Annotated in this window: 11 protein-coding genes and 2 pseudogenes; 7 read left to right on the top strand and 6 right to left on the bottom strand. The window is 72.4% G+C overall.

The window, feature by feature from the left end; genetic code table 11:
- Positions 1–37: 37 nt before the first annotated feature.
- From AB5L52_RS03040 to AB5L52_RS03030, 3 genes are all read left to right on the top strand, one after another.
- A complete protein-coding gene (locus tag AB5L52_RS03040) occupies positions 38–1,819 on the top strand; it encodes an RICIN domain-containing protein (protein WP_369362535.1) in 1,782 nt (593 codons plus the stop codon).
- A gap of 66 nt (positions 1,820–1,885) precedes the next feature.
- On the top strand, positions 1,886–2,701 hold the full coding sequence (locus AB5L52_RS03035; protein WP_369362534.1) for an inositol monophosphatase: 816 nt from the start codon (positions 1,886–1,888) through the stop codon (positions 2,699–2,701).
- Positions 2,702–2,744: 43 nt separating this feature from the next.
- The gene (locus AB5L52_RS03030; protein WP_369362533.1) at positions 2,745–4,100 is read left to right on the top strand and encodes an FAD-binding protein; all 1,356 of its coding nucleotides are present in this window, start codon (positions 2,745–2,747) and stop codon (positions 4,098–4,100) included.
- A gap of 163 nt (positions 4,101–4,263) precedes the next feature.
- On the opposite strand, the gene AB5L52_RS03025 is transcribed toward AB5L52_RS03030, so the two are convergent.
- The 4 genes and pseudogenes from AB5L52_RS03025 to AB5L52_RS03010 all read right to left on the bottom strand — a co-directional run.
- Positions 4,264–5,133: a class I SAM-dependent methyltransferase gene (locus tag AB5L52_RS03025; RefSeq protein WP_369362532.1), complete on the bottom strand. Its 870-nt coding sequence runs from the start codon at positions 5,131–5,133 to the stop codon at positions 4,264–4,266.
- A 280-nt stretch (positions 5,134–5,413) separates the two neighbouring features.
- Complete coding sequence (locus tag AB5L52_RS03020; RefSeq protein WP_351032047.1) at positions 5,414–6,598, bottom strand: acyltransferase; 1,185 nt, start codon at positions 6,596–6,598, stop codon at positions 5,414–5,416.
- 179 nt (positions 6,599–6,777) lie between these two features.
- Positions 6,778–7,575 carry a sugar phosphate isomerase/epimerase family protein gene (locus tag AB5L52_RS03015; protein WP_369362531.1) on the bottom strand — a complete coding sequence of 266 codons (798 nt, stop codon included), beginning with the start codon at positions 7,573–7,575 and terminating at the stop codon, positions 6,778–6,780.
- 20 nt (positions 7,576–7,595) lie between these two features.
- Positions 7,596–7,904: pseudogene (locus AB5L52_RS03010) on the bottom strand (inositol 2-dehydrogenase); the annotation flags it as partial.
- A gap of 2 nt (positions 7,905–7,906) precedes the next feature.
- On the opposite strand from AB5L52_RS03010, the pseudogene AB5L52_RS03005 reads away from it, so the two are divergent.
- Positions 7,907–8,527: pseudogene (locus tag AB5L52_RS03005) on the top strand (LacI family DNA-binding transcriptional regulator); the annotation flags it as partial.
- 19 nt (positions 8,528–8,546) lie between these two features.
- Here the strand turns inward: AB5L52_RS03005 and AB5L52_RS03000 are convergent.
- The gene (locus AB5L52_RS03000; protein ID WP_369362530.1) at positions 8,547–9,269 is read right to left on the bottom strand and encodes a TetR/AcrR family transcriptional regulator C-terminal domain-containing protein; all 723 of its coding nucleotides are present in this window, start codon (positions 9,267–9,269) and stop codon (positions 8,547–8,549) included.
- A gap of 56 nt (positions 9,270–9,325) precedes the next feature.
- Between AB5L52_RS03000 and AB5L52_RS02995 the strand changes: the two genes are divergently transcribed.
- Complete coding sequence (locus AB5L52_RS02995) at positions 9,326–10,945, top strand: FAD-dependent oxidoreductase (protein ID WP_369368798.1); 1,620 nt, start codon at positions 9,326–9,328, stop codon at positions 10,943–10,945.
- A 59-nt stretch (positions 10,946–11,004) separates the two neighbouring features.
- Here the strand turns inward: AB5L52_RS02995 and AB5L52_RS02990 are convergent, their stop codons facing one another.
- A complete protein-coding gene (locus AB5L52_RS02990) occupies positions 11,005–11,958 on the bottom strand; it encodes an NAD-dependent epimerase/dehydratase family protein (RefSeq protein ID WP_369362529.1) in 954 nt (317 codons plus the stop codon).
- 211 nt (positions 11,959–12,169) lie between these two features.
- On the opposite strand from AB5L52_RS02990, the gene AB5L52_RS02985 reads away from it, so the two are divergent.
- Together AB5L52_RS02985 and AB5L52_RS02980 are read left to right on the top strand one after the other, a co-directional pair.
- Positions 12,170–12,877 (top strand): TetR/AcrR family transcriptional regulator, encoded by a 708-nt coding sequence (locus tag AB5L52_RS02985; RefSeq protein ID WP_351032054.1) that lies wholly within the window; start codon positions 12,170–12,172, stop codon positions 12,875–12,877.
- 128 nt (positions 12,878–13,005) lie between these two features.
- Positions 13,006–13,884, top strand: coding sequence for a helix-turn-helix domain-containing protein (locus tag AB5L52_RS02980; protein ID WP_369362528.1), 879 nt, complete (start codon positions 13,006–13,008; stop codon positions 13,882–13,884).
- Positions 13,885–13,939 lie beyond the last annotated feature (55 nt).

The following is a 13,939-nucleotide window of genomic DNA, read 5'->3' as shown; positions in this document are numbered from 1 at the left end:
AGCACAGTTGCGACTCTCGAGCAGAGCAGGCGGCGCCGTGGCGGTGTTTTCCACGACTGCCGCCCTGGTCCTGGGCGGCGGCCTCGCGTCCCCGGCGCCGGCCGCGCCGTCCGCCGACGCCACCTACACCGTGACCGTGGGGACCCCGGTACCCTTCACCCACCCCACGGACACCCCCGCCGGCCCCTATGTCGACCGGGACGGCACCTTCCACTACCAGCAGTCCGCCGCCCTGTACGGCGCCAAGGACCCGCGCACCTGGGACTTCTACACCGGCAAGGACTTCGACTCCGCGAGCTACGACAAGAAGCTGAGCACGGCGGTGAACCCCGCCAACTCCGCAGACCGCAACGACGACACTACCTGGCGCTGCAACAACAGCCCCACTGGCCGGGCGGCGACGTACGCCCCGAGCGGCTCCGGCTACGCCCAGAAGAACTACTGCGACCTGTCCGGCGTATGGGTCGACCCCGACACCGGCGCCTGGTACGGCCTGGTGCACAACGAGTTCACCCCGCAGCCCTTCGGCGACGGACTGCACTACGACGCCATCGACTACGCCGTCTCCACCGACCGCGGCCACACCTGGACCGTCAAGGACCATGCGATCACCTCCCCGTACAGCACCGAGCGCGGGGACACCACGGCCTTCCCGAACCAGACGTACTCCTACGGCGACGGCGACCAGCGCCTCTACGTCGACACCGCCTCCGGCTACTTCTACGTCTATTACGGCTCCCGGATCATCGACAAGAACGGTGGCTGGAAGGCGTTCTACGAGCACGTCGCCCGCGCCCCGATCTCGGCCAAGATGGCCCCCGGCTCCTGGCGCAAGTGGTACGACGGCGCCTGGTCCCAGCCCGGCACCGGCGGCAGGGAGAGCGACATCGTCCCCGTCGACGCCGCCCACCCCACCGGCTACACCCCCGCCACCGCCGAGTACGACCCGGCCAACACCGGCACCGCCGCCCAGCAGATCGCGGCCGGCAAGATGCCCGCGACCTCGCCGCTGTTCGTCATGAACATCGCCTACGACGCCTACCTCGGGCTCTACATCGGCGAACCGCAGGGCGTCGACCAGAGCGGGAACTCACCGCAGTACCTCTACGCCACCGACGACCTGGCCACCCAGAAATGGCACCTCATCGGCGACACCGGCAGCTACACCAACGCCTCCTGGTACCGCTGGTTCCTGGACAGCGCCAACCGCACCAGCTCCACGATCGTCGGCAAGTCCTTCCGCTCCTACTGCGCCTTCGGCTGCTCGCACGACGCCTCGGGCGAGTACGTCGACCTCACCGTCGACACCGGGAAACCGGCAGCCGCGCCCATGGACACGAGCCGCGCCTACCGCATCGCGAGCGGCGCGGGCCGGATCCTCGCCCAGGCGGCCGGCGGCAGCGCCACCACCTCGCTGGCGCGGCCCACCGGATCCGGCCGCGACACCTGGGTCTTCACGCCGACCGGCGACGGCGCCTACACCCTCGCCAACACCGCGAGCGGCCGGCTGCTCGGCGTCGACTCCGGCTCCACCGCGGGCCGCGCCTGGGGCGCCCGGCCCACGGTCACCAGGGCACCGGCAGGCGGACCCACCGTCGGACAGCAGTGGTTCGTGATCCCGAACGCCTCCGGGGGCGGCTACCGCCTGGTCAACCGCTACAGCGGACTCGTGCTCGGCCTCTCCGGCAGCTCCGGCCGGCTCGCCGAGACCACACCGGTGCGCAACTGGACGGACCGCAGCGGGAGTTCCGTGGGCGCGGGGCGCTCCGCCGCGGAACAGCGCCTGTCCTTCGCCGCAACGGGATACGCACACCGCTAGCCGCATCGGCGCCGACCGGCGCCCGACCCCTCCAGCAGCGAGGGGACGTGCGGTTACCCTGCGCCCATGTCGATCATCAACGGGGAATCCGACGCCCGCCTGGCGCTGACCGCGGCCCAGGCGGGCGCCGCCGTGGTCCGCGACCTCTACGGCGGCCCGCTCGCACGCTACGGCAAGTCGGCCGGCGACTTCGCGACCGAGGCGGATCTCGCCGCCGAGCGAGCCATCCTGGACGTGCTGCGCGCCGCCCGCCCCGACGACGCCGTGACCGGCGAGGAGAGCGGGCGCTCCGGCGCCGCCGACGCCCACCGCCGCTGGCTCGTCGACCCGCTGTGCGGCACCCTCAACTACGCCGTACGGAACATGCTCGTGGGCGTGAACGTCGCCCTGCGCGAGGGACCCGGCATCACGGCCGCCGCGACCGCCGACCCGTTCAGCGGCGAGGTGTTCTGGACCGACGGCGAGACGGCACGGCTCCGCGTGAACGGCGCCGACGAGCCACTGACGCCCTCGGCCGGGTCCACGCTGGTGGACGTCAATCTCGACCCGCCGTTCCCCAACGCCCCCGGTTTCCAGGCGGTCCGGCTCCTCGCCGACCCGGGCTTCGCCGAGCGGTTCCGGCCCCGGGTGATCTCCAGCACCCTCGCGGTGGCCTGGGTCGCCGCCGGCCGCCGGGCCGCCTACGTCACCGACGGCGACCTGCGTGACAGCGTGCACTTCGCGGCCGGGATCGCCCTGTGCCGCGCGGCCGGCTGCACGGTCACCGGCCTGCACGGCGAGCCCGTGCTCACCGGCGCGGACGGCCTCGTCGCGGCGGCCGACGCGGAGACGCACGCCGCCCTGCTGCACCTCGTCAAGAAGCAGGCGGCAGAAGGCAGTTGAGGCGATCTCGACGCACACCGTGCCCGTCTGATGTGATTCCGGCATGACGACGGCCCACGACCTCGCCACCCGCTTCGGCCCGGCCCTGGACACCCGCCCGGAGACCCGCCACGAGGCCGCACAGGACTTCGGGCACCTCGTTCGGGCCGAACCGCTGGGCGTCCTGCGCCCGGAGTCCGCCGCCGACATCCAGGACCTGCTGCAGTTCGCCGGCCCCCGGGGCATCCCGGTGAGCGCGCGCGGCGGCGGCCACTCGATGTACGGCCAGAGCCAGGCCGGCGGCGGGATCGTCCTGGACCTGCGGGCGCTGCACCGGGTCGGTCCGGTGACGGACGGCCAAGTGACCGTACAGGCGGGCGCGTTGTGGCGGGACGTGCTGGCCGCCACCCTGCCCTACGGCCGCACCCCGCCGGTCCTCACCGACTACCTCGGCGCGGGTGTCGGCGGTGTCCTGTCGGCCGGCGGACTCGGCGGCGCCGGCCACCGGCACGGCCTCGTCGCGGACCAGGTCCTGGAGCTGGAGGTGGTGACCGGGACCGGGGAGCACCGGGTCTGCTCACCCGACCGGGACCCCGAACTGTTCCACGCCGTGCTCGCCGGCCTCGGCCAGTGCGCCGTCATCGTGTCGGCCACCCTGCGGCTGGTCCCGGCCCCCGACCGGGTCCGCCGCCACTGCCTGTACTACACGGACCTCACCCGCTACCTCGCCGACCAGCGGCGGCTCGCCGAGGAGCAGCGCTTCGCCTATCTGGAGGGCCAGGCCCGGCCTGCGGGCGAGCAGGGCTGGCAGTACATGATCGAGGCCGTGGCCCCGCACACCGGCCCGCACCCGCCCGACGACGACGCCCTGCTCGGCGGACTCGCGCACGACCCCGCCGCCACGGAGACCGAGGACCTCGGGTACGGCGAGTTCGCCCAGCGCGTGGACACCGACGAGGAGGTGCTGCGGGCGACGGGGGAGTGGCTGCATCCGCACCCGTGGCTCAATCTGCTGCTCCCGCAGGACAGTGCCGAGTCCGTGGTCCGTGCCGTCCTCGCCGACCCAGCCTTCGCCGACCTGCGTGACACCGGCCTCGTCCTGCTCTACCCGCTGCTCTCCGACCGGCTGCGCGCCCCCTTCTTCCGCCGCCCGTCCGGTCAAGTCCTGTACCTTTTCGCCCTGTTGCGCACGGCCCCGCCGGAGAGCCCGGAGGCGGCCGCCGCGATGGTGGCCGCCAATCGCGCCGCCTACGAACTCGCCCGGGACCAGGGCGCCGTCGCCTACCCCGTCAACGCCCTGCCCTTCTCGGATGCCGACTGGCGCGACCACTACGGCACCCGCTGGCCGGCCCTCGCCGACGCCAAACGGCGCCACGACCCCCATCTCGTCCTGGCACGGGGACACGGCATGCGGTTCTGAAGGTTTGGGCTTCCGAACCAGGACGACGTCCACGGGAACGGCGAACGCGGCCTTCTCCCGACCTGCGGGGGCCGACGGCAGCGCCTAGCCTGGCTCTTCCCGGGTCCGGACGACGCGTCCGGCGGGCCTGCCGTCCTGGCAAGTCGATGGAGACGGCCCGACTTCACCCCGACCGGAAATCCCCGGCGATTCCCGGTTCCGGACACCCCGGCCCGGGGACCTCGGTACCGGGGCCTCGGCACGGGGACGGCCGGCTCGGGCGGCGGAACAGGGCCGTCCAGAGGAAATCCTCGCCGAACAGCGCGGAGTCCACCGGCTGCGGCCGCATGGCACGCAGTTCGATCTCCTCCAGGCCGGAGAAGATCCGGCGCAGGGACTCGGGAGCGTAGGCGAGACCCCCGTGCGGGCCGGGATCGCGGTAGAACGCCGCGTCGGGGAGCTCGGAGCCCATCCGGCCGGCGGCGAAGCAGGTGAGCGCGAAGTGCCCGCCCGGTGCGAGTACCCGGTCCAGCAGTGCGAGATGGCTGATGCGGCGGTGCGGTGGCAGGTGGTGGAAGCAGCCGGAGTCGTAGACCAGGTCGTACGGGCCGCGCAGCCCGTCCGTGGTCTCCTCGGTCCCCGTGGTCGAGGCGAAGGCGTCACCGCAGTGGAACCGGACGGCACCCTTCGCCCGGTCACCGGCTCGCTCGGTGTCCGCCCCCGTCTCCCGTGCGCGCTCCTCGGCCCAGGCGATCGCGGTGGGCGAGAGATCGACGGCGTCCACGTGGAAACCGCGTGCGGCGAGGTGCAGCGCGTTGCGGCCGGGGCCGCAGCCCAGGTCGAGGGCCCGGCCCGGCGTGATCAGGCCGCGGTCCAGGTAGGACACCAGGCTCTCGTCAGGCTTCGCCGCGAAGAACGGCACCGGTCTGTCCCGGTCCGCGTAGAAACCGTCCCACCAGTCGGCCGCGCCCTGCGTCCAGCGGTCGGCCTCCGGCGCGAACAGTCCGTCCAGGAGTCGTAGCACGTCCTCCACCGTGCGGATGTCCCGGTCCATCCCGCCCCCTTTCCCGATGGGCAGAACCTAGGGGCGGGGGCGGCGGAACACCAGGTCCCCGGGGCTCGGCCCGAGGGCGTCGGCGGCGTCTGAGGCGGTGGCCGAGGGGAGGAGGATGCCCGCTCCCCTCGGAAGGCGGCCGACAGGCCCTCTGCTGCCCATGGCGCCCCGGCACGAGGCCTTACGCGATCGAGCCGAGGGCGCTTTTTGCTCCGTCTGGCACGGGTCTCCCGTCAGGGGAGCTACCCGTCGCGGGTCTGCGGGAGACCCGGTGACCGGCTCAGTCCCGTGCTGCGGCCGGTGCCTCGTGGTGAGCCCGGTCCTGGTCCGGCTGCCGCGGACCGGGGCGGCGCAGCCGGCGCAGCAGCAGGCGTCTGGCCGGGCGCTCCACCGCCTCGTACAGAAGCCAGGACAGCCCGAGCGACACGGCGAACGCGGTGGTGGTGACGGCCAGCCCCGCCAGCAGCCCGAAGTGCGGCTTCGTCCCGAGCAGCTCGGTACCGGCGCGCAGCACCAGCAGATGGATCATGTAGAACGCGAACGACAGCTCACCGAGCCGCACCAGCCGCCGGCGCCGCCACAACGAGGGCAGCCCCTGGACGTCCGCGACGGCCGCGGCCGGGATCAGCAGCCCGAACCCGGCGATGGTGCACACGGTGGCCGAGTAGCCGGGGGTGACCTGCGGGACGAGGAAGTAGCCGATGATCGCCACGGCGAGCGAGGCCTCCAGGCCGGGCCCGCGCCAGCGGCCGAGCAGCACCAGCCGCGCCGTGGCCGCGCCGAGCACGAACTCGGGGAGCCGGGCGGCGGGGAACGCGTACAGCGTGTAGGTCCACCAGTCGTGGGCGTCGGTCCAGGCCAGCACCAGCACCGCCGCCACCGACAGGACGGCCAGCAGCGCCGCACCGCGCGCGTCGATCCGGCGCAGCAGCAGGATCAGCAGCGGGAAGGAGGCGTAGAAGAACGCCTCGCAGGCAAGCGACCAGCTCACCGGGTTCAGCGTCTGCCACCAGGGATGCCACCAGGAATGCAGCAGCAGCACATTGGACAGGGCCTGCCGGTGCGACGGCTTCGGCTGGTGCGCCAGCGTGTACGCCATGACCAGGGCCACGGCCAGCGTGACCAGATGCACCGGATAGATCCGTGCGATGCGGCGTCTCCAGAAGGCGAGCGCGCGGTCGCGGGGCCTTGCCGACCAAGTCAGGACGAAGCCGGACAGTACGAAGAAGAACGACACTCCCGTGGCACCGGCATTGAATCCCCAGTAGACGAGGCGGCCGCCGGTGCCTCCGAAATAGCCGAAATTGTTAACATGCAGTCCGAACACCAGAACCGCCGCCATCCACCGCAACCCTGTCAAAGAGGGCAGCGAGGGCATGGCGGCGGCTGGGGAATCCCGAGCGGTCGTATCGCCGGTACGGGCGGGCGGCGTCGTCCGGAGCGCCCGGGTCGTCGCCGTGGTCATCGAATCACCTGCCGCAGAGGGTTGGCGTGGGGCATGAAGGGGAACGTTGCCCGTTTACCCAAAATCCATCACGTCACATGGCAAACATCACACTGCTGCCGAACGACGGACCCCTCCCTACGCCACGGAGCGCCGGACCGGGTGCACCCATACGAGTGACGCCCCACGCACCACCTTGATCAGCCTGCGACCAGGCCCTTCGTGATGCGCTCCAGCATGAACGCCGAGGACTCGCGGGCCCGCTCTTCCCAAGCGAACACACAGGCCGTGGCCACGCCGTCGAACTTCAGCCCCCGCAGCGTACCGAAGAACGCGGCCCAGTCGATCTCACCCTGCCCGATGTCCAGATGCTGATGGATACGAGCCGAGGTGCCAGGCGGGTTGAGGATGTAGCGTAACCGAGAGGAACCTTTGTGGTTGAAGGTGTCCGCGAGGTCTGCCGTCGGGTCGGCCCCCGACAGATGGAAGGAGTGCGGGGCGCAGTAGAGGTAGTTCAGCCATGGCTTGTTGATCGCACGGACCAGGTCGACCGCCGGGGCGTTCTCCTCACAGAAGTCGTCCGGGTGCGCCTCCCGGTTCAACGCGATGCCTTCCCGCTCGAACAGGGGCAGCAGCTCCTCCAGTGAGCGCCAGAACGCGTCCTCGCTCTCCGCCGCACGCTCGGGCCGGCCGTTGAACTCCGAGTTCATCAGCGGGCATTCCAGGTCCGCGGTGATCTCGAACATCCGCTTCCAGTAGCGGACGGCCGCCCGCCGCTCCGACTCGTCGGGCGAGGACCATTTGTGCAGCGGCAGCACGGAGGAGAGTTGAACCCGGTGATCACGCGGGGCCCTCTTCAGCTCCGCGATCCGCTCGTCGTCCGCACGCGAATGCAGGAAAAACGGCATGAAGTCGGCACGCGGGGACAACTCTATGTATTCGTAGCCGAGTTCGGCCACCGTGCGCACCATGGCGTCGATCGGCAGGGCACGGAACATTTACGGATCCAGGGCGATCTTCACGCGGCACCTCCGTAGAACGCGGGGCGGGGCTCGAGGTCCGTGGCGACGACGCGGCCCGACCCCAGGGCCTCGACGGTGGCGGCGTAGCCGTCCCAGGCCGACGGCCCGGTCGGCTCGTCGCCCGCTGCGAGGTTGGCGATCCACTCGCGGAACCCGGTGTCGAACGCCTCCGCGAAGCGGCCCACCCAGTCCGTCGGCACCGCCGTGCTGTGCGCTCCGGCGGTGCGCACTCCGACCCCGGCCGGGTCGGGCAGCCGAGCCAGGCCCTCCTCGCCGACCGCCTCGCACGGGATGTCATGGCCGTACCCTGGGGCGGCGAGCGGCCACGGTCTCCGTCGGCCGCCAGGCGTCCGGCGCCCGCGTCGACTACGTGCACACCGCCGAGGGCATGGGCGTACGGCAGGCCATGCAGCACCTCGTGGAACTCGGCCACCGGCGGATCGTGCACATCGACGGCGGTCGCGGGCCCGGTTCCGCCGAGCGCCGCCGCGCCTACCGGGCCGCCATGCGCGGGCACGGACTGCAGGCCGAGCAGCGCGCCATCACCGGCGACCACACCGAGCGGGCCGGTATCGAGGCGGGCCGCCTCCTGCTCGCCGAACGGGACGCCGGTACGCCCCTGCCGACGGCCGTCCTCGCGGGCAACGACCGCAGTGCCATGGGCTTGTTGATGGCGCTGACCCGGGGCGGCGTGGAGGTGCCTCGCGACCTCTCCGTCGTCGGCTACGACGACAGCCACCTCTCCCATCTGATGCCGATCGGCCTGACGATCGTACGCCAGGACGCCTGCCTGCTGGCCGAACGCGCCGTCCGCTTCGCCATGCAGCGCCTGCAGAGCCCCGAACCGGAGCCCAGGGAAGCCGAGTTGGACCCGAAGCTCGTCGTACGCGGCACGACCGGCCCGCCGCCGGCCTGCAACGGAGCCTGACCGGGCCGAGCGGATCCGGCTAGCGGTGTGCGAGGCCGTCGATCATCAGGGCGAGGGTGAAGTCGAACCGGTCGTGGCCCTCGCCGGCGGTGAGCTCGGCGGCGTGGCGGGTGGTGTGGGGGAAGGTCTCGGCAGGCAGGGCCGTGAATCGGCGGAGCAGCTCGTCGCGGTCGACGACCCATGCGGCGTCATCATGTGCTGCTCGCCGGCGCGCGATCGACACCTCTAGGCAGTAGGCGGCCACGTACAGCAACAGGGCGTCGATGGCCCAGGCGGCGGCTTGCGGGGTGACGCCGCCGGCGAGCAGGATCGCCAGCATGCCCTCGCTGACGCGCACGGTTTCGAGGTCGGAGGGGGCCATGGCGAGCGCGGCGCGGGAGATCCCGGGGTATTTCAGGTACTGGTCGCGCAACTGGGCGCACACGTCGCGGATCTGCTCCCGCCAGGCCGCGGGGTCGGGCTCGGGCAGTGCGAGCCCGGCGCACAGCCGCCCGATGAGCAGCTCGTCGAGGTCGGCCTTGTTGACCACGTGGGCGTAGAGCGAGGCGGGTCCCGTGTCGAGCGCTCCGGCCAGCCGGCGCATGGTCAGCGCCTCGTAGCCCTCCGTGGCGACGACGCCCAGCGCCGTGTCGACGACCTGTTCCACGGTGATCGGGACCGCACGGCGCCGCGGCTTGGGGGCGGCTTCGGCCTCGGGGTGCGGCGGCTGGTGGCGGGCCGCACGTCGCTCTCTCGGGTTCACCCGATCATCATAGCTTGACGCGAACGCTGTTCGTACATAGAACAGTGTTCGTGAAGATGAATGTGAACCAGGACATGGACGTGACCGTGGTCGGGGCCGGGCCGGTGGGCCTCGTGCTCGCAGCGGAGCTGGCGCTTTCCGGGGTGACGGTGCAGATACTCGAACGACGGGCCGAGCCGGACGAGGCGATGAAGGCGGGGGCGATCAACGTGCCGACGGCCGAGGCGCTCGACCGGCGGGGCCTGCTGCCCGCCGCCGAACAGGTGCAGCGAGAGATACTCGCGCGGGTGGGGTCGTTCGCTCGCACGGCCGACGACCAGCAGCCCGGTGAGCGCGGTGGTGGCCGGCGAGCGCGCGAGTCGCGGTTCACCGGGCATTTCGCCGGAATGATCCTCGACGCCGACCTCGTGGACTGGTCCGATCCCGACCTCGCCGCGCACACCGCGGTCGCCGGGGCGAGGATGGTGCCGCAGCGAGAGCTGGAGGAACTGCTGGCCGGCCACCTCGCGCGACTCGGCGTACCGGTGGTGCGCGGGGTGGAGGTCACCGGGCTCGAAGACACCGGCGACGGCGTGCGCGTCGGCACCACTGCCGGCCCGGTGCGCACCGGGTGGCTGGTCGGGTGCGACGGCGGGCGCAGCACCGTGCGCCGCCTCGCCGGCATCGACTTCCCCGGCACCGACCCCGAACTCACCGGCCACCTGGCGGTCGTCGACATCGCCGACCCGTCAATGCTCGCGCACGGATGGGCGTGGTCGACCCGGGGGGCGTACCGCTACGGGCCACAGCCCGGGCGGGTGGTCACCGTGGAGTTCGACGGCGCCGCCGCCGACCTGCCCCACGCTCGGCTTCGCTCGCGCGGGGGGACCCCCACGGCGCCGGTCACCCTGGAGGAGGTGCAGACCAGTCTGCGCCGGGTCTCGGGCACCGACGTGACGCTGACCGCGCTGCGTGGCACCGCGACCCGCTGGACCGACAACGCCCGCCAGGCCGCGACCTACCGGTCCGGGCGGGTACTGCTGGCCGGCGACGCCGCGCACGTGCACTCACCGTTCGGCGGTCAGGGGCTCAACCTCGGGGTCGGCGACGCGATGAACCTCGGCTGGAAGCTCGGAGCCGTGATCGCCGGATGGGCCCCCGAAGGGCTGCTCGACACCTACGACGCCGAGCGCCGTCCCCTCGGCGCCTGGGTGCTGGAGTGGACGCGCGCCCAGATCGGCGTGATGCGCGGGGACGCCAAGTCGGCCGCCCTCCGGGAGGTCGTCACCGATCTGCTGAGCAGTCGGACGGGCGCGACCTACGCGGTCAAGAAGATCTCCGGCGTCACGCAGCGCATCGACCTGCCCGGCGACCATCCACTGGTCGGGCGCTACGTCCCCGACCTGTGGCTGAGCGACGGCTCCCGGCTCGCCGACCACGGCCACGGCGGCGGGTTCCTGCTGCTCGACCGCAGTCCGGACGGCGCGTTCGCCCGCCTCGGCGCGGCCTGGGCCGGGCGGGTGAGCGGCGTGACCGACGACCACGCGATGCCGACGGGGGTGCTGGTACGCCCGGACGGGGTAGTTGCCTGGGCCTCCGACACCACCGACCTCGCCGCCGTCACCGGCCTCGAAGCCGCCCTGCACCGATGGGCGGGCGCCCCGTCGTCCGCACCCGAGCGCGAGCCGATGGGGTGAACCCCGGCCCGCGTCGGCCCCGGCCGGTGTGCTGCCGGCTGACGCCGATCATCCGACGGTCAGCGCTGGGAGGCCAGGAACGTGCGGTACCAGGCGAGGGTGTAGTCCAGGGTGGTGTCCAGCGGGAAGGGCTTGATGCCGAAGGCGTCCTGGATCGCGGTGGAGTCCATCACCTGCGGTTCGGTGTGCTGGTAGAAGAGCTCGGCGTAGGAGTTCATGAAGACCTCGCCGAACGGGCCGAACGGGCGCGGCTCCGACTTGACGGCGAGGTTCAGCGGCTGTCCGGCCTTCTCCTCGATCATCCGGAAGACCTCCCGGGTGGTCCGGGCCGGAGCGGTCGGCAGATGCCATACGCGGCCGTCGCCGTCCGGGTTCTCGCCGAGGGTGGCCAGCCCGGCGGCCACGTCGCGGATGTCGGTGTAGCTGTGCGGCAGGTCGATGTCGCCCAGGCCGAACACCTCACCGCCGGTCAGCGCGCCGGGGAAGACCGCGCCACCGAGGCTGGAGTTGAGCACGCCGGGACCGACGAAGTCGGCCGAGCGGCCCAGTACGACACGGGCCCGGCCGGTGCGGTGCGCGGCCAGGTACTTCTCGTCGAGGGCCGCCCGCATCCTCCCCTTGGCGCTGGTCGCGTGCCACGGGGTGTCCTCGGTCATGACCTGGCCGTGGGTCTCGCCGTAGGGGTACAGGGTGTCGAGGACGACCAGACGGGCGCCCTCGGCCTCGACGGCGCCGAGCACGGCGTCCTGGATGCCGGGCATCATCTCGATCTGCAGGTGATAGGCGACGTTCACGCAGTGGTAGACCACGGCCGCGCCCTCGATCGCGGCCCGGGTACCCTCGACGGTGCCGACGTCGCCCTTGAGCCGGGACACACCCTCGGGTGTGGCACCGGTACCGGAGCGGTCGACCAGGCGGACCTCGTGGCCCCGCCGGGCCAGTTCCCCGGCCAGGGTCGAACCGGCCGGTCCGGCGCCGAGGACTACGTGCAGATCGCGTGCGGTGGTGTTCATGTCGGGCTCCTCCTCTTCCCTGTGCTGCCTGTGCGCTGTTTGCGGGCTGTGTCTGGGCTGATCGGCATCGCCCGGTGAACAGTTATAGACTCTAACTCTAGCGATAGGTACTCGCAATGGCGGGCGCGAGTCCCGTTCGGGCCGCGGTGCCCGCCCCGGCGCACCGCATCGCGCCACACTGAACGCACCGAACCGACCCCAGAGGTGAGAGATGGCAGCCACGCCGGCCGGGCCGCGCGCCCGCTACCGCGCACAGGTCCGCGAGGAGATCAAGTCCGTCGCCCTGCGGCAGCTGGCCGACAGCGGCGTACAGGGCGTCGCCCTCAACGCCATCGCCCGCGAGATGGGGATGTCCGGGCCGGCCCTGTACCGCTACTTCGGGGGCCGTGACGAACTGCTCCACGAGCTGGTCCGCTCCGCGTACGACGACGCCGGTCAGGCGATCAACGCGGTGACCCCGAGTCCCGACCCGCGCACCACTCTGCGTGCCCTGGGCGGCGCCTACCACGCCTGGGCCCGTTCGCAGCCGCACCGCTACCTGCTCATCCAGGGCCCGCCCGCCCCCGGCTACACACCCCCGGCCGACATCGTCGCGCGCTCGCGGTACGCGATGGGGCCGTTCGTCGCCGTCTTCGCCCAGGGCGAGGCCACCGAGCCCGTCCAGCCGGTCGTCGACGAGATGGCGACCTGGCTGCGCACCGATCCCAGCGCCGTCGACTGGCTTCGCGCCCGCACCGACCTGGACCCCTCGGACCCGCGCGCACACTGCGCCCTGGGCGGCACGATCCTCGCCTGGTCCCACCTCCACGGCACCGTCAGCCTCGAAGTCACCGGCCAGTACACCGGCATGGGCCACCGGACCGCCACGCTCCTCGACACCCAACTCGCCCTCCTCGCCGACGCGTTCCAACTCCCGTGAGCGCCTTACGCCTCGATCGCCGAGGTGACGTGAGTGGATGCCGGGCCGGGAGGAACGGGCGGGGAATGCGCCGGCCCGGAAGTGGCGGGGCCGAGCACGGGGTTCCGCGGGCTCGTAGGATCGGGGACATGAGCAGGCCGAACGCGCTCGGGGAGTACCTTCGGGCCCGCCGTGAACTGACCGACCCCGCGGAAGCGGGGCTGTCCGTCGTGGGCGTACGCCGCACCCCCGGGCTGCGCCGTGAGGAGGTCGCCACTCTGGCCGGCATCAGCGCCGACTACTACCTCCGCCTGGAGCAGGGCCGCGACCGCAATCCGTCCGCGCAGGTGCTGGAGGCCCTCGCGCGGGTGTTCCGGCTGGACGCGCCCGCCACGCAACACCTGTTGAGTCTGTCCACCGCCCGCCCGGCCGCGTCCCGGCGGCCGCGCCGCGAGGTGGTGCCGAGCGGGGTCCGGCAACTGCTCGACGTGATCAACCTGCCCGCGTTCGTGGAGAGCCGCAGGTTCGACGTGCTCGCCGCGAACCGGCTGGCCACCGCCGTGTCACCCAACATCCGGCCAGGGGCGAACCGGCTGCGGGCGATCTTCCTGGACGCCGCCGAGCGCGATCTCCACCCCGACTGGGAACAGGTGGCCCGCGGCATCGTCGCCGGGTTCCGCGCATCCGTGGGCGGCGACGTCGACGACCCACGGATCGTCCAGCTGGTCGGCGAACTGTCCCTGGCCAGCGAACCGTTCCGGCGACTGTGGGCCCGGCACGACGTCACCGCGCTGGCCGGAGGCCGGATGCGGCTGCGCCACCCGCAGGTCGGCCTGCTGGAGTTGCGCCGCGAGAAACTGCCGATCAACGACTCCGGCGGCCAGATCCTGGCGATCTACCACGCCGAGCCGGGCTCCGCATCGGCCCGCGCGCTAGAGTCACTCGGATCACCGGAAGCCACCGAGGTCCGCCCCACCTCGGCGCCGGCACCGGAACCGGAACCGCGTGCGGCCCCCCGCTTCCGCTGAGCACCTGCCGGCTCCGGGCGGGGTGAAGTGAGGCGATGGCGGCGCCCGCGACTTT

Source organism: Streptomyces sp. CG4 (assembly GCF_041080655.1).
GTDB lineage: Bacteria > Actinomycetota > Actinomycetes > Streptomycetales > Streptomycetaceae > Streptomyces.
Note: the sequence above shows the minus strand (reverse complement) of the source record. Positions and strands in the feature narration are given on the sequence as shown.